Here is a 17,312-nt window from a genome sequence, read left to right as displayed (position 1 = left end):
CCGGACGCGGGGCAGGGCACTGTCATGTCCGCGCAATCGAATTAAATGAAAATTATTCGCAGCTTCGTGCGTCTTTAAAGCGTGCCACTTTCAACGAGGGATACCCCATGAGCCTGGACAACCCGCAGACCACCTTCCTGGTCGTGGTCAACGATGAGCAGCAGTACGCCATCTGGCCGGCCTACAAGGCCGTGCCGGCCGGCTGGAAGGAAGACGGCGTGCGCGGCGACAAGGCGACCTGCCTAGCGCACATCGCCAGCGTCTGGACCGACATGCGTCCGCGCAGCCTGCGCGAGGCCATGGACGCCTAATGCAGCTGTTCTGCCTGGCTCATGCCGGCGCCAGCGCCATGCCCTATGCACGCTGGCGCAAGCGCCTGCCGCGTTGGCTGGAAGTCTGCCCGCTGGAGTTGCCAGGTCGCGGCGCCCGCGAGGGTGAGCCGCTGTGCCAGGACCTGCCGGCGCTGCTGGCCGACCTGAGGCAAGCCTGGTCGCGCGAATGCAGTGGTCCGTACCTGCTGTGGGGCCACAGCCTGGGCGCCATGCTCGCCTTCGAGCTGGCCCAGGTGCTGATCGCCGAGGGACATGAGGCGCCGCTGGCGCTGTTCGCCTCGGCTTCGCGGGCGCCCTCGCGACGCCTGCAGGCGCCGCGCATGACCACGCGCAGCGACGGCGAACTGTTCGCCGGCCTCGATGGCTTCGCCCGCCTGCCGCGCGAGCTGCTGGCCGACCCGCTGTTCCGCCGCGAACTGTTGCCCGTACTGCGCAGCGACTTTGCCCTGGCCGAGAGCTACCGCTACCAGCGCCGCGCCCCCTTGCCCTGTGCCCTACACGTGCTCGGTGCGCGCCGCGACTGCCTGAGCGAGGACGACCTGCGCGCCTGGCGCCGCGAGACCCGCGGCCCCTTCACCCTGGAATGGCTGGATGGCGATCACGCCTACCTGCGCCCCCAGGAAGACGAACTGCTGTCCCTGATCGAATTCCATGCCTCGCGCCTGCTGCGGCGCGAGGCGGCCGGCATGCCACTGGGCGCCTAGGCCACTCTTTGCGAGGTGCTGTGATGAACGCGCAAGTCCCGTCGAACATTGCTCTGGAATGGGCGCCGCTGTCCTTCGCCCAGCAGCGGCTGTGGTTCTTCAGCCGTCTGGAAAGCGGCAGCAGCGCCTACAACATCGGCGGGCTGCTGCGTTTCGAGGGGGCGCTGGAGCTGGACAGCCTGCGTCATGGGCTGGATCAGGTCTACGCTCGCCATGCGGCGCTACGCACCGTATTCCGCGAGCAGGACGGCCTGGCCCAGCAGGCCGTGTTGCCGGCAGGCCCGATGCCGCTGGAGATCATCGACCTGTCGCAGAGCAGCGAGTGCGTCGAGGCGTTGGCGCGCGCTTTCATCGAGACCGACTACGACCTGACCCGCGGTCCGCTGGTGCGCTGCGCCCTCTATCGCCTGGGCGACAACAGTCATGCGTTGGCCGTGGGCATGCACCACATCATCTCCGACGCCTGGTCGGTGCGGGTGATGGTCGAGGAGGTGGGCGAGTTCTACCGCGCCCGCCAGCAGAACCGCCAGCCGTTCATGCCCCCGCAGCCGCTGCAATACAGCGAGTATGCCGTGGGCCAGCGCGAGTGGCTGAACAGCGAGGCGGGCGCCCGGCAAATGGCCTTCTGGCGCGAGCGCCTGGGCAGCGAGCAGCCGGCGCTGAGCCTGACGCCGGACTTCCCGCACGAAGCCCAGGCCGCGCGCCGTGCCGCCTACCGCAAGCTGCAGGTGGAGCCGGCCCTGGTGGCACGGCTCAGCGAGCTGGCCAAGGCTAATGGCGCGACCCTGTTCACCGTGCTGCTGGCGGCCCTGCAGCTGCAGCTGGCGCGCCTGTCCGGCCAGCGCGATGTGCGTATCGGCGTGCCAGTGGCCGGCCGTGCCAAGGGCTTCGAACGCCTGCTCGGTTTCTTCGTCAACACCCTGGTGCTCAAGGCCGAGCCGCGCCCCGAGCTGTCGGTGGCCGATTGGCTGGAGCAGACCCGCGCTGGCCTGAAAGAGGCCCAGGCCCATCAGGAAATGCCCTTCGAGCGCCTTGTGGAAGAGCTCGCGCCGAGCCGCAGCCTCGGCCAGCAGCCACTGTTCCAGGTGGCCTTCAACTACCGGCGCCAGCACCCGCTGGCGGCCAACTGGCTGCCGGGCATCGAGACCGTGCTGGACGAAGTGCCGTCCAGCCAGATTCCCTTCGACCTGGCCCTGGACGCGGTGCGCGACAAGGGTGACCAGCTGTCGATCAACTTCGCCTACGCCGCCGAGCTGTTCGCCGAGAGCAGCATCGAACGTCTGATCGGCGGCTTCCTTGAGGTGCTCGACGGCTTCGCTACCTCGCCGCAGGCCGCGCTGGGCGAGCTGGAGCTGGTCAGCACCGGCGAACGCCGTCTGCTGGCCGAGTGGAACATACCGCGCCAGGCCTTCGATGCCGCGCGCCTGCTGCCCGAACTGATCGCCGAGCAGGCACGTCTGCGCCCCGAGGCCATCGCCCTGGTGCATGGTGCCGAGCGTATTTCGTTCTCCGAACTGGAGGACCGCGCCAATCGCCTGGCCCAGTTGCTGGCCGCCCGTGGCGTGCGTCCGGAGTCGCGCGTCGGCGTCTCGCTGCAGCGCGGCAACACGATGATCGTGGCCATGCTGGCGGTGCTGAAGGCCGGTGGCGCCTTTGTGCCGCTCGATCCGGATTACCCGCGTGAACGTTTGAGCTATATGGTCGAGGACTCAGGTCTGAAGTGGCTGATCACCTCGTCCGATATGGCCGAGCGCCTGCCGCTGTCTTCGGCGGTTGAACCGCTGTATCTGGATCAGCTGGATCTATCCGCCTTCGCGGCTTCCACTCCTGCGGTGCCGCTGCATCCGCTGAATCTGGCCTACCTGATCTACACCTCCGGCTCCACCGGCCAGCCGAAAGGCGTGGCGGTGAATCATCTCGGCCTGAGCATGCATGTGCAGACCATCGGCCAGCGCTATGGCATGACCCCGGACGACGTGGAGCTGCATTTCGCCTCGATCAGCTTCGACGGCGCCCTGGAGCGCTGGACCGTGCCGCTGGCTTTTGGCAGTCGTCTGGTGATTCGTGACCAGGAACTGTGGGGCGCGGAAAAAACCTGCCAGGTGATCGCCGACGAAGGCGTGACCATCTCCTGCCTGCCGCCGAGCTATGCCCAGCAGCTGCTGGATTGGGTGGAAAGCCAGAACCTCAAGCTACCGGTGCGCTCCTGGACCCTTGGTGGCGAAGCCTTTACCCGCGAAACCTACGAGCGTCTGCAGCGCGTCCTTGAACCCAAACGCATCATCAACGGCTACGGTCCGACCGAGACGGTGGTGACCCCGCTGATCTGGGAAGCCTTCCCCGGCGATAGCTTCGAGGCCGCCTATGCGCCCATCGGCAATCCGGTGGGCCCGCGCAGCCTGTATGTACTGGATGCCGAGCTGAACCTGCTGCCCATCGGCGTGGCTGGGGAGCTGTATATCGGTGGAGAAGTCGGCCTGGCTCGCGGTTACTTCCAGCGTCCCGAGCTGACCGCCGAACGCTTCCTGCCCGATCCGTTTGGCCAGGCAGGGGAGCGCATGTACCGCACCGGCGATCTGGTGCGCTGGCGTGCGGATGGCACCCTGGATTACCTCGGTCGCGTCGATCATCAGGTGAAGATTCGCGGCTTCCGTATCGAACTGGGCGAGATCGAGAGCCAGCTGCTGGCCCTGGACGGAGTGCAGGAGGCGGCGGTGATCGCCCGTGAGACGCCGACCGGCAAGCAGTTGGTGGGCTATGTGGTCGCTCGCGACAATCTCGACACCAATGCTTTGCGTAGCGAACTGGCCAGGGTGCTGCCGGACTATATGGTCCCCGCGCAGATCATCGCCCTGGCCAAACTGCCACTGACCCCGGCCGGCAAGCTGGACCGCGCCGCGCTGCCGGAGCCGACCTGGCAGAGCCAGGACTACGAGGCCCCGCAAACCGACAATGAGCGCATCCTCGCCACCATCTGGACCGAGGTCCTCGGAGTGGAGCGGGTAGGGCGGCAGGACCACTTTTTCGAGCTGGGTGGCGACTCCATCGTCGCGTTGCAGGTCGTCAGTCGCGCCCGCCAGCAGGGCCTGGGTCTGACACCCAAGGATCTGTTCCAGCAGCAGACCCTGACCCAACTGGCCGGCGTTGCCCGCAGCGTCGCCGCGCCGCTGGCCGAGCAGGGGCCGGTGACCGGCGTTGCACCGCTGCTGCCGATCCAGTCCCGGCTACTGCAGCGCGAGGGCCTGGCCCCGTGCAACCAGTACCTGCTGCTGGAGCTGGCCGAGCCGCTGTCGGCTGCCCAGCTGGAGCAGGCGCTGCAAGCCCTGGTTCGGCACCATGATGCCCTGCGTCTGCGCTTCGAGCAGCGCGATGGTCAGTGGCAGCAGGTACATGCAGCCGAAGTGGTGGGGCCTCTGCTGCAACGGGTCGAACTGGCCGCTGGCGAAGATCCGCAACCGTACTATGACGCCGCTCAGCGCAGCATTGATCCAGCCAGCGGCTCACACCTGCGCGGTCTGTACCTGACCCAGCCAGACCAGGCCGACCGCCTGCTGCTGTCCATCCACCATCTGGTGGTCGATGGCGTGTCCTGGCGCGTGCTGCTGGAAGACCTGCAGCGCGCCTGTCTGCAACTGGCCAGCGGCCTGGCGGTGCAGCTGCCGAGCAAGACCAGTCCCTTCAAGATCTGGGGCGAGCGCCTGGCCGGCTGGAATGTGGACGCACAGCTGCCGTACTGGCAGGCCCAGCAGGCCGCTGGCGGCGAACTGCCGCTGCTGAGCAGCGATGCGGGTAGCGAAGGCACTCGCCAGCGTCTGGAGCTGAGCCTGGACGCCGGCTTTACCCGCGAGCTGCTGCAGGCCGGCCAACGCGCCTATCGCCTGCGCGCCGACGAGTTGCTGCTGACCGCTCTGAGTCGCGTGCTATGCAGCTGGAGCGAGCAGCCGGTGCTGACCGTACACCTGGAGAGCCATGGCCGCGCGCCGCTGTTCGAGGATATCGACCTGTCGCGCAGCGTCGGCTGGTTTACCAGCCTCTACCCCGTGCGCCTGCAACCGGAGGCCGAGTTGGCCGCCAGCCTCAAGGCGATCAAGGAGCAGCTGCGCGCCGTGCCCAACTTGGGACTGGGCTTTGGTCTACTGGCCCAACAAGGTCAATTGACCGAGCGCGCGCCGCAACTGCTGTTCAACTACCTGGGCCAGTTCGACCAGGGCGAGGGCGGATTGCGCCTGCGCGAAGGCGGTCTATGGCGCGAAGCCGATGCGCCCATGGACGCAGCATTGGTCATCAACGCCGAGCAGCGTGGCGGTGCCCTGCAGCTGTACATCGACTTCAACCCGGCGCAGCTGGCGCGCACCACCCTGGAGGGGGTGGTCACTCGCCTGCAGGATGAGCTGCGCGCCATCGCCCAGCACTGCGCCAAGGCCCAACCATTGCTGACCCCCAGCGACGTGCCGCTGGCCGGTCTGAGCCAGATCGAGCTGGATGCACTGGCCGGCGTGGAAGATATCCACCCGCTGTCGCCGCTGCAGCAGGGCCTGCTGTTCCACAGCCAGCTGGAAGGTGCCGGCAGCTACGTCAGCCAGCTGCTGCTGCCGTTCACCGGCCTCGATCCGCTGCGCCTGCAAAGCGCCTGGCGCCAGGTGCTGGTGCGGCATGGCGTGCTGCGTAGCCGCTTCCTGCTGGGCGAGCGCCCGCTGCAACTGGTGCAGGCCGAGGTCGAGCTGGACTGGCAGGATCTCGACTGGCGCGGTGTCGCCGATTTCGAGGCGCAGCTGCAGGCCTTCTGCAGCGCCGAGCGTGAGCGCGGCTTTACCCTCGACCAGGCGCCGCTGCTGCGTCTGGCTCTGATCCAGCGTGGCGCCGGCGACTTCGTGCTGGTCTGGACCCTGCACCACCTGCTGCTGGACGGCTGGAGCAACGGCCTGCTGTTCGCCGAGGTGCTGGCCATCTATCACGGTGACCGCCTGCCGGCGCCAGGCGGCCAGTTCCGTGACTATATCCACTGGCTCGACGGTCAGGATGCGGCTGCCGAGCAGGCCTTCTGGCGTGAACAGCTGGCACCGCTGGAGGGCGCCACCCGCATCGCCGGCTGCCTGCCGTGCCGTGCGCCGGAACAGGGCCATGCCCGTCATCCGCTGCCGCTCGATAGCGCCACCGAACAACGGATTCGCGGTTTCGCCCAACGTCACGGCCTGACCCTCAATACCCTGGTGCAAGCCGCCTGGGCCTTGCTGCTGGCGCGCCTGACCGGCAAGCGCAGCCTGTGCTTCGGCGCCACCGTGGCCGGTCGCCCGACCGAGCTGGCCGGCAGCGAGCAGATGCTTGGCCTGTTTATCAACAGCCTGCCCGTCGCCGTGCAACTGCCGGCCGAGCAGCCGCTAGGCGACTGGCTGGCCGCGCTGCAGGTGCAGAATCTGCAGCTGCGCGAGCACGAGCACAGCCCGCTGCACGATATCCAGCGCTGGGTCGGCAGCGCCGGCGAGGCGCTGTTCGACAGCCTGCTGGTGTTCGAGAACTATCCGCTGGGCGAGGCACTCAAGCAGGCCGAGCGTGGCGAGCTGCGTTTGGGCATGCCACAAAGCCACGAGTTCACCCATTACCCGATGACCCTGGCCGTGCTGCCGGGCAGCCGCCTGGAGCTGCTGCTGGCCTACGACCGTGCGCATTTCGACGCCGACGGCATCGCCCAGGTCGAGGCGCTGCTGCGCCAGGCCCTGGATCAGGTGTGTGGCGATCCGGCGCGGACGCTGGGCAGCCTGCAGCTGAGTTCCGCCGATGAGCAGGCACGTCTGGCCGAGTGGAACACTCCGCGCCAGGCCTTCGATTCCGCACGCCTGCTGCCCGCGCTGATCGCCGAACAGGCGCGCCTGCGCCCGGAGGCCATCGCCCTGGTGCATGGCGACGAGCGCCTATCTTTCGCCGAGTTGGAGGCACGCGCCAATCGCCTGGCCAATCTGCTGGTTTCCCACGGCGTGCAGCCTGAGTCCCGCGTCGGCGTGTCGCTGGAGCGTGGGAATGCGATGATCGTCGCCATGCTGGCGGTGCTGAAATCCGGTGGAGCCTTTGTGCCGCTCGATCCGGACTATCCGCGCGAGCGCCTCGGTTACATGGTCGAGGACTCGGGCCTGCAGTGGCTGATCACCAGCTCCGATCTGGCCGAGCGCCTGCCGCTGGGCGAGGGCGTCGAGCCGCTGTATCTGGATCAGCTGGATCTGTCTGCGTTTGATTCGTCAGCGCCTGCGGCACAGCTGCATCCGCTGAATCTGGCCTACCTGATCTACACCTCCGGCTCCACCGGCCAGCCCAAGGGTGTGGCGGTGAACCACCTCGGCCTGAGCATGCATGTGCAGACCATCGGCCAGCGCTATGGCATGACCCCGGACGACGTGGAGCTGCATTTCGCCTCGATCAGCTTCGATGGCGCCCTGGAGCGCTGGACCGTGCCGCTGGCCTTCGGCAGCCGTCTGGTGATCCGTGACCAGGAACTGTGGAGCGCGGAGAAGACCTGCCAGGTGATCGCCGACGAAGGCGTAACCATCTCCTGTCTGCCGCCCAGCTATGCCCAGCAGCTGCTGGACTGGGTGGAAAGCCAGAACCTGAAACTGCCGGTGCGCTCATGGACCCTGGGCGGGGAAGCCTTTACCCGCGAAACCTACGAGCGTCTGCAGCGCGTCCTTGAACCCAAACGCATCATCAACGGCTACGGTCCGACCGAGACCGTGGTGACCCCGCTGATCTGGGAAGCCTATCCCGGTGACAGTTTCGAAGCCGCCTACGCCCCCATCGGCAATCCGGTCGGCCCGCGCAGCCTGTATGTGCTGGATGCCGAGCTGAACCTGCTACCCATCGGCGTGGCCGGCGAGTTGTATATCGGTGGCGAAGTGGGTCTGGCTCGCGGTTACTTCCAGCGTCCGGAACTGACCGCCGAGCGCTTCCTGCCCGACCCGTTCGGCGCCGCCGGTGAGCGCATGTACCGCACTGGCGACCTGGTGCGCTGGCGCGAGGACGGTACCCTGGATTACCTGGGTCGCGTCGACCACCAGGTGAAGATCCGTGGCTTCCGTATCGAACTGGGCGAGATCGAGAGCCAGCTGTTGGCACTCGATGGCGTGCAGGAGGCGGCGGTGATCGCTCGTGAGACGCCGACCGGCAAGCAGCTGGTGGGCTATGTCGTCGCCCGCGACAACACTGATACCAATGCTCTACGCAGCGAGCTGGCCAAAGTCCTGCCGGACTATATGGTCCCCGCGCAGATCATCGCCCTGACCAAACTGCCGCTGACCCCGGCCGGCAAGCTGGACCGCGCCGCGCTGCCGGAGCCGACCTGGCAGAGCCAGGACTACGAGGCCCCGCAAACCCACAATGAGCGCATCCTCGCCACCATCTGGGCCGAAGTGCTGGGTGTGGAGCGGGTAGGGCGGCAGGATCACTTCTTCGAGCTGGGCGGTGATTCCATCGTCGCGCTCAAGGTGGTCAGCCGCATCCGCCAGCAGGGCCTGCAGTTGCCGCTCAAGGCTCTGTTCGAGCAGAGCCGCCTGGCCGACTGTGCGGCTTCCCTGCAACGCGAAGCCGCCGATGCACCGGTGCTGCGCGCGCTGCCGCGAGGCGGCGACCTGCCGCTGTCGCATGCCCAGCAGCGCCTGTGGTTCCTCAACCGTCTGGACCCGAGCAACGGCGCCTACCATATGCCTGCAGGCCTCGACCTGCAGGGCCGCCTGGATCGCCAGGCGCTGCAGGCCGCTTTCGACCAGCTGGAAGCGCGCCATGAGGCGCTGCGTACGCGCTTTGTCGAGGTGGGTGGCGAGGCGCGCCAGCGCATCCTGGCGCCGCAGGGCCAGCGCATCGACTGGTTCGACCTGCGTGAACTGCCGGCCAGTGAGCGTGAAATCGAGGCGCGCGATTATGCGCAGAAGCTGCTCACGCGCCCGTTCAACCTGGCTTCCGAGCCGCTCCTGCGGGTCAGCGTGCTGCGCCTGGCCGATCAGGAGTACCGCCTGCTGCTGGTCCAGCACCATATCGTCTCCGATGGCTGGTCGATGCAGCGTTTCATCGGCGAGTTCGCCGCCGCCTACGCGGCGTTCGCCGAGGGCCGTACCGCGCAGTTCGCGCTGCTGCCGCTGCAGTACGCGGACTATGCCCAGTGGCAGCGCGACTGGCTGAAGTCCAGCGAGGCCACGCGCCAACTGGATTACTGGAAGGCGCGCCTGGGTGAACACCAGCCGCTGCTGGAACTGCCGACCGACCATCCGCGCCCGGCTCAGGGCGCGCGCCAGGGCCTGCGTTGGTGCTTCGAGCTGTCGCCGTTGCTCACCGCACAGCTGCGTGCCCTGGCTCAGCGCGAAGGCAGCACGCTGTTCAGCCTGCTGCTGGCAGCCTGGCAGACCTTGCTGCACCGCTACAGCGGCCAGGAAGATATCCGCGTCGGCGTACCGGTGGCCGGGCGTAGCCTGGCGGAAATGGACGGCGTGCTCGGTTGTTTCATCAACACCCTGGTGCTGCGCGGCGAGCCGGCCGGGCTGAAACCTTTCCGCGAACTGCTCGGCGAACTGGCCCAGGCCAGCCGTGATGCCCTGGCCAACCAGGAATTGCCCTTCGACCAGTTGGTGGAAGCCCTGCAACCGACGCGCAGCCTGAGCCATCACCCGCTGTTCCAGGTGGCATTCAACCACCAGCAGGTGGACTTCAGCGCCCTCGGCAACCTGCCGGGCCTGCGCGTGCAACCGCATGACCCGGGCGCCGCCGGCGCGCAGTTCGACCTGGCGCTGGATACCGAGGAGGCGGCCGACGGCAGCCTCAGCGGTTTCGTCAGCTACGCCGCCGAGCTGTTCGAGGCGCGCACCATCGCCCGCCTGGCACGGCATTTCGTACGCCTGCTGGAAGGCATCTGCGCCGACCCGAGTCAGCCCATCGGCCTGCTGCCGTTGCTCGAGGAAGACGAGCAGGCGCAGCTCGCCACCTGGAACGACACGGCCAAGGACTACGGGCCGCAGGTTTTCCTCAGCGAGCGCATCAGCCAGCAGGCCGCGCGCACGCCGCAGGCGCCAGCCCTGGTGTTCGGCGAGCAAACGCTGAGCTACGCCGAGCTGGAGGCACGTATCAACCAATTGGCCAACCGCCTGCGCAGCCTCGGCGTGCAGCGCGGCAGCCTGGTCGGTATCAGCCTGGAGCGCTCGCTGGAGCTGGTGATCGGCCTGCATGCCATCGTTCGTGCCGGCGGCGCCTATGTGCCGCTCGACCCGGAATATCCGCTGGAACGCCTGGCCTATCTACTGGAGGATTCCGGCGTCGACCTACTGTTGTCGCACAGCGCGCTGGTCGAGCGCCTGCCGCTGCCGGCCGGGCTCAAGGCCCTGGGCCTGGATCGCGAAGACTGCAGTGCCGAGCCGCTCACGCCGCCGGCAGTCAGTTTGCAGGGCAACGATCTGGCCTACGTCATCTACACCTCCGGCTCCACCGGCAAGCCCAAGGGCGCCGGCAACAGCCACGAGGCCCTGGCCAACCGCATTCTGTGGATGCAGGAGGCCTATCAGCTGGGCGCTGGCGACGTGGTGCTGCAGAAGACCCCGTTCAGCTTCGACGTCTCGGTATGGGAGTTCTTCTGGCCGCTGGTCACCGGCGCCTGCCTGGCCGTTGCCGCGCCGGGCGACCACCGCGACCCGCAGAAGCTGGTGGAGCTTATCCAGCGCCACAAGGTCAGTACGCTGCACTTCGTGCCCTCCATGCTGCAGGCTTTCCTCCTGCACCCGGACGTGGAGCAGTGCCAGAGCCTGACCCGCGTCATCTGCAGCGGCGAGGCGCTGCCGGCGGAGCTGCAGGTGCGGACCTTCCAGCGCCTGCCTCAGGCTGGCCTGTACAACCTGTACGGCCCGACCGAGGCAGCCATCGACGTCAGTCACTGGACCTGCGTAGAGGAAGGGCGCCACGCCGTGCCAATCGGCCGGCCGATCGCCAACCTGCGCCTGCATATCCTCGATGCCCAGCTCAACCCGGTGCCGCAGGGCGTGCCCGGCGAGCTGTACATCGCCGGCATCGGCCTGGCGCGCGGCTACCACCGCCGTCCGGAACTGACCGCCGAGCGCTTCCTGCCCGATCCGTTCAGCAGCGAGGGCGGACGCATGTACCGCACCGGCGACCTGGTGCGCTGGCGTGCCGACGGCGCCATCGACTACCTGGGGCGCATCGACCATCAGGTGAAGATCCGCGGCTTCCGCGTCGAACTGGGCGAGATCGAAGCCCAGCTCGGTGCCCAGCCGGGCGTCGCCGAGGCCGTGGTGGTGGCCCGCGACAGCCAGATCGGCAAGCAGCTGGTCGGCTATCTGGTGGCCGATCCTCTGCCGGTGGATGAGACCGCCTGGCTGGCCGGCATCAAGGCGGCATTGAAGAGCGAGCTGCCCGAGCACATGGTGCCCTCGATCCTGATGCGCCTGGAGCGCATGCCGCTGTCGCCCAACGGCAAGCTGGAGCGCCGTGCGCTGCCCGAGCCGGTTTGGCAGGCGCGGGTTTACCGGGCGCCACAGAGCGAACGGGAGATCGCCCTGGCGGCTATCTGGCAGGAAGTGCTGGAAGTGGCCCAGGTCGGCCTCGACGACAACTTCTTCGAACTCGGCGGGCATTCACTGCTGGCTACCCAGGCCGTGGCCCTGCTGCGCCAGCGTCTGGGGCTGGAACTGCCGCTGCGCGCCTTCTTCGAGGCGGAGAACCTGGCGGCCCTGGCCGCCAACCTCGATGGTCAGGCCCCGGCCGCTGCCGAGGAAGAAGACCAAGACCTGCGCGATATGGCCGCGCTGCTCGACGAACTGGAGGCCCTGTGACCGCGCCTATCGACAAGGCCGCCCTGGCGCGGCGTTTCCTCGCCTTAGGGCCAGCAGAACAGAAGCGTTTCCTCGAACTGCTGGCCAGCAAGGGCATCCGCTTCGACCGTCTGCCGCTGGTGCCGGCGCCGCGTGGCGAACATCTGCCAGCTTCGCATGCCCAGCAGCGCCTGTGGCTGGTGGCACAGCTGGAGCCGGACAGCAGTGCCTACCACATGGTTGGCGCCTTCGCCCTGGAGGGTGAGTTGGATCGTGCCGCGCTGCTGGCGGCTCTGGAGCTGATTGTCGAGCGCCACGAGGCGCTGCGCACGCGTTTCTACGAGCACGCTGGCCAGCTATGCCAGCGTATCGACCCGCCAGGCCCGCTGGCCCTGGAGGAGCGCGACCTGCGCGGCGAGACCGAGGCCGTGCAGGCCCTGGCCGATGCCCATGCGGCGCGCGCCTTCGACCTGGTCGAGGGGCCGCTGCTGCGCGTGCAGCTGCTGCGTCTGGACGAGCAACGCTGGCGCTTGCAGATCGTCTGTCACCACATCGTCTCCGACGGCTGGTCGATCGGCGTGTTCGCTGAGGAGCTGGGCCGCGCATATGCCGCGCTGCGCCAGGGGCAGGCGCCGCAGCTGGCCGAGCTGCCGATCCAATACGCCGATTACGCCCAGTGGCAGCGCGCCTGGCTGGAGGCCGGCGAACGCGAACGCCAGCTCGGCTACTGGCGCGAGCGTCTGGGTAGCGAGCAGCCGGTGCTGGCCTTGCCCTACAAGCTGGACGCCTCCAGCCAGCGCCATGCCGCGCGCCAGGCTGTCGCGGTGCCGCCAGCCCTGGCCGAGCGCCTGCGCCAACTGGCCCAGGGCGAGGGCGCGACCCTGTTCATGCTGTTGCTGGCCGCCTTCCAGCTGCTCTTGGCGCGCTACAGCAACCAGCGCGATATCCGCGTCGGCGTGCCGGTAGCCAACCGCCAGCGTGCCGAGACCGCGCCGCTGGTGGGCTTCTTCGTCAATACCCAGGTGCTGCGCGCCGAGTTCGATGTCGGCCTGAGTTTCCGTCAGCTGCTGGCCGAAGTGCGCCGTCACGCGTTGGACGCCCAGGACCAGCAGGACCTGCCGTTCGACCAGCTGGTGGAAGCCCTGGCGCCCGAGCGCAGCCTGGGCCAGACGCCGCTGTTCCAGGTGCTGTTCAACCACCAGAAGCGCGACCTCGGCGCCTTGCAGCTACCCGGCCTGCGCCTGGAACCGCTGGCCCAGGGGGTACCGCACGCACTGTTCGACCTGGCGCTGGACAGCCTGGAAGACAGCGCCGGCCAGCTGCGCCTGACCCTGACCTGGGCCCGCGAGCGGCTGGACGATGGGCAGATGCAGCAGATGACCACGCACTTGCTGGGCCTGCTGGAGCAGGTCAGTGCCGCACCGGATCAGCCTTTGGTGCGTCTGGAGGTGCTGGATGGTCAGGATCAGTTACAACTGGCCGAGTGGAACATGTCGCGGCAGAGCTTCGATGCTTCGCGCCTGTTGCCTGAATTGATCGCCGAGCAGGCGCGTCTGCGCCCCGAAGCCATCGCCCTGGTGCATGGCAGCGAGCGAATTTCCTTTGCCGAGCTGGAGTCTCGCTCCAACCAACTGGCCAATCTGCTGGTTTCCCACGGCGTGCAGCCGGAGTCGCGTGTCGGTGTTTCGCTGGAGCGTGGCAATGCGATGATCGTGGCGATGCTGGCGGTGCTGAAATCCGGTGGTGCTTTTGTGCCGCTCGATCCGGACTATCCGCGTGAGCGCCTCAACTACATGGTCGAGGATTCGGGGCTGAAGTGGCTGATCACTTCCTCCGACTTGGCCGAGCGCCTGCCTTTGGGTGAGGGTGTCGAGCCGCTGTATCTGGATCAGCTGGATCTGTCTGCGTTTGATTCGTCAGCGCCTGCGGTACGGCTCCATCCGCTGAATCTGGCCTATCTGATCTACACCTCCGGCTCCACCGGCCAGCCCAAAGGCGTGGCGGTGAACCATCTCGGCCTGAGCATGCATGTGCAGACCATCGGCCAGCGCTACGGCATGACGCCGGACGATGTGGAGCTGCACTTCGCCTCGATCAGCTTCGACGGCGCCTTGGAGCGCTGGACCGTGCCGCTGGCCTTCGGCAGCCGCCTGGTGATTCGCGACCAGGAACTGTGGAGCGCGGAAAAGACCTGCCAGGTCATTGCCGACGAAGGCGTGACCATCTCCTGCCTGCCGCCCAGCTATGCCCAGCAGCTACTGGATTGGGTCGAATCGCAAGGCCTGAAACTGCCGGTCCGCTCCTGGACCCTGGGCGGCGAAGCCTTTACCCGCGAAACCTACGAGCGCCTGCAGAAGGTGCTGCAGCCGCAACGCATCATCAACGGCTACGGCCCGACCGAGACGGTGGTCACTCCACTGATCTGGGAAGCCTATCCGGGTGACAGTTTCGAGGCGGCCTATGCCCCCATCGGCAATCCGGTCGGCCCGCGCAGCCTGTATGTGCTGGATGCCGAGCTCAACCTGCTGCCCATCGGCGTGGCCGGCGAGCTGTATATCGGTGGAGAAGTCGGCCTGGCTCGCGGTTACTTCCAGCGTCCCGAACTGACGGCCGAACGCTTCCTGCCCGATCCGTTTGGTGCAGCCGGCGAGCGTATGTACCGCACTGGCGACCTGGTGCGCTGGCGTGCGGACGGCACCCTGGATTACCTGGGCCGCGTCGACCATCAGGTGAAGATCCGTGGCTTCCGCATCGAGCTGGGCGAGATCGAGAGCCAGCTGCTGGCCCTGGACGGCGTGCAGGAGGCGGCGGTCATTGCCCGCGAGACGCCGACCGGTAAACAGCTGGTGGGCTATGTCGTCGCCCGCGACAACACTGATACCAATGCTCTACGCAGCGAGCTGGCCAAGATCCTGCCGGACTATATGGTCCCCGCGCAGATCATCGCCCTGGCCAAACTGCCACTGACCCCAGCCGGCAAGCTGGACCGCGCCGCGCTGCCGGAGCCGACCTGGCAGAGCCAGGACTACGAGGCCCCGCAGACCGACAAAGAGCGCATCCTTGCCGCCATCTGGGCCGAGGTATTGGGCGTGGAACGGGTAGGGCGTCAGGATCACTTCTTCGAGCTGGGCGGTGATTCCATCGTCGCCCTGCAGGTGGTCAGCCGCGTGCGCCAACAGGGGCTGCAGCTGGCGCCGCGCGAGCTGTTCCGGTTCCCCCGCCTGGCCGAGCTGGCCCAGACCACCCGCGCTGCCGGTGAGGAAATCGCGCAGGCGCCGGTCACCGGCGAACTGCCGCTGGCGCCGATCCAGGCGCATTTCTTCGCCATGAATCAAGCGGAGCCAGCGCACTGGAACCAGGCGCTGAATCTGGAGCTGCTGCGTCCGCTAGATCCGATCCTGCTGGAGCAGGCGCTGCAGGCGCTGCAGGCGCATCACGATGGATTGCGCCTGCGTTTCGAGCAGCGCGACGGTCGCTGGACCCAGCACTACGGCGAGATACAAGCCGATCAGCCGCTGCTCTGGCAGCGCGAAGCGGCTGACGACGCGCTGGCCGAAGCGCTGTACAACGAGGCGCAGCGCAGCCTGGACCTGGCCCGAGGGCCACTGCTGCGCGGCCTGTACCTGCGTCAGGCGGGCAAGGCGGACCGCCTGTTGCTCGCCGTCCATCACCTGGTGGTGGACGGGGTGTCCTGGCGCATCCTGCTGGAAGACCTGTTGGCAGCCTATCGCCAGCTGGAAGCAGGGCAGACCGTGCGCCTGCCGGGCAAGAGCTTGTCCTACAAAGGCTGGAGCGAATCCCTGCAGCAGTGGGCGCGCGGCGAGGCGGCGCAGGTCGAGCTGGATGCCTGGTGCAGCCGCCTGAGCGGCCCGGCGCTGGCACTGCCACGCGAACTCGACGGCATCAGCGCCAGCCATGGCGACAAGCGCGAAGTGCGCCTGGCCCTGGATGCTGGCGAGACCAAGCGCCTGCTGCAGGCTCCGGCGCAGCTGGGCGTGCGTATCGACGCGTTGTTGCTCGCCGCGCTGACGCGCACCCTGTGCCGCTGGAGTGGCCAGGCTGGGCTGCGGGTCAACCTCGAAGGCCACGGGCGCGAGGCGCTGGCCGGCGAGCTGGACCTGTCGCGTACGGTCGGCTGGTTCACCAGCCTGTATCCGCTGCAGCTGCCGCACCTGGATGATCCGCAGCTGCAACTGCAGCGTGTGCAGCAGCATCTGCAGCAGGTCGAGCATGGTGGCCAGGGCTATGGCGTGCTGCGTTGGTTAGGCGATGCGCAAGCACAGGCTTCTCTTGCCGAGCTGCCGAGCGCCGAAGTGATCTTTAACTATCTCGGCCAGTATCAGGCCGGCGCGGCGGCGGACTGGTTCCGCCCGGCCGCGGGCGGTGGCACGGCGGTGGCGGCGGACAACCCGCTGGCCGCGCGCCTGGCGGTCAATGGCCAGGTGTTCGACGGCCAGTTGCAGCTGTCCTGGGAGTATGCGGCCAATCAGTACCACAGCGAGACCATCGAATCCCTGGCTGCGGACTATCGCCGGGAGCTGCTTGGCCTGCTGGAGCTGGCCCGCGGCCGGGCCGTGCAGGGTCCGTCGCCGCTGCTGCGCCTGACCCGCCAACAGGCAGATGCAGCCCCGCTGTTCTGCCCACACCCGGTCACCGGCCGGGTTACCGGCTACCAGCCGCTGGCGGCGCGCCTGGACAGCGTGCGCGAAGTCTTCGGCCTGCAGTGCCGCAGCTTCCTCGACCCGAGCTGGCGTGATGCCTCGCTGGGCGAGATGGCCGATGCCTACCTGGCCGCGCTGCTCCAGCAGCAGCCCCAGGGGCCATACCGGCTGGTCGGTTGGTCGCTGGGCGGCAGCCTGGCCCTGGAGCTGGCGGCACGTCTGGAAGCACGGGGGGCGGAGGTGGCGTTCCTCGGCCTGCTCGACTGCTATGTGCCGGGCACCGAGATCGCCGGCGACGACGCCCGTCATCCTCAGGCCCGAGCCAAGCTGGTCGAGCATCTGCAGCTGTTGGCGCCGGAGCTGCCGGCCGCGGCCTGGGATGGCCTGTTCGAACGGCTGTTGCCGCTGGAGCCGCTGGACTGGCCGCAGGTCGCCAATACCTGGTTCGCAGGCCAGGCGCTGGACGGCATGACCCGCCAGAGCCTGGAGGAACTGCTGTTCGCCTGGGCGCTGGAGCAGCATATGCGCCGTCTGTGCACGGGCTACCGCCTGCCGCAGGTGAAGGTACGCCCGCACTGCTGGTGGGCGGCGCAGCCGGTCGGGCGCGCGGCGCTGCTGGAGCGTGCCCTGGAGCAGGTGCAGGGCAGGGCGGCCAGCCATCGCCTGGTGGACACCGATCACCAGGGCATTGTCCGCCATCCGCAGGTGCTGGCCGAGCTGGTGGAGCTACTGGGTAACTAGAGAAAGAGACGAAATGTCAGCTGAAGGTAAATTTTTCCTTGGCTGCTTCGTCTAGTAGAGGCGATTCATATAAATGCGAATCCT

The 17,312-nt window shown here is 67.7% G+C and carries 4 protein-coding genes; all 4 read left to right on the top strand.

What is annotated here, in order from left to right; translation table 11 throughout:
- The first annotated feature begins 107 nt into the window (after positions 1-107).
- Genes DMO17_RS14020 through DMO17_RS14005 form a run of 4 tightly spaced genes read left to right on the top strand, consistent with a single transcriptional unit; the run spans position 108 to position 17,228 of the window.
- Complete coding sequence (locus DMO17_RS14020; RefSeq protein ID WP_061904411.1) at positions 108-311, top strand: MbtH family protein; 204 nt, start codon at positions 108-110, stop codon at positions 309-311.
- The gene (locus DMO17_RS14015) at positions 311-1,036 is read left to right on the top strand and encodes a thioesterase II family protein (protein WP_110683110.1); all 726 of its coding nucleotides are present in this window, start codon (positions 311-313) and stop codon (positions 1,034-1,036) included. Before DMO17_RS14020 ends, DMO17_RS14015 begins: the two co-directional genes overlap by 1 nt.
- Positions 1,037-1,059: 23 nt before the next feature.
- On the top strand, positions 1,060-11,847 hold the full coding sequence (locus DMO17_RS14010; RefSeq protein ID WP_110683109.1) for a non-ribosomal peptide synthetase: 10,788 nt from the start codon (positions 1,060-1,062) through the stop codon (positions 11,845-11,847).
- Positions 11,844-17,228, top strand: coding sequence for a non-ribosomal peptide synthetase (locus DMO17_RS14005; RefSeq protein WP_220034078.1), 5,385 nt, complete (start codon positions 11,844-11,846; stop codon positions 17,226-17,228). Before DMO17_RS14010 ends, DMO17_RS14005 begins: the two co-directional genes overlap by 4 nt.
- Positions 17,229-17,312 lie beyond the last annotated feature (84 nt).

Source organism: Aquipseudomonas alcaligenes (assembly GCF_003205495.1).
GTDB lineage: Bacteria > Pseudomonadota > Gammaproteobacteria > Pseudomonadales > Pseudomonadaceae > Aquipseudomonas > Aquipseudomonas alcaligenes_B.
Note: the sequence above shows the minus strand (reverse complement) of the source record. Positions and strands in the feature narration are given on the sequence as shown.

Excerpts from the sequence above, each read along its gene's own strand:
- DMO17_RS14020 (WP_061904411.1), top strand. The coding sequence starts at position 108 with ATGAGCCTGGACAACCCGCAGACCACCTTCCTGGTCGTGGTCAACGAT.
- DMO17_RS14010 (WP_110683109.1), top strand. The coding sequence starts at position 1,060 with ATGAACGCGCAAGTCCCGTCGAACATTGCTCTGGAATGGGCGCCGCTG.
- DMO17_RS14015 (WP_110683110.1), top strand. The coding sequence starts at position 311 with ATGCAGCTGTTCTGCCTGGCTCATGCCGGCGCCAGCGCCATGCCCTAT.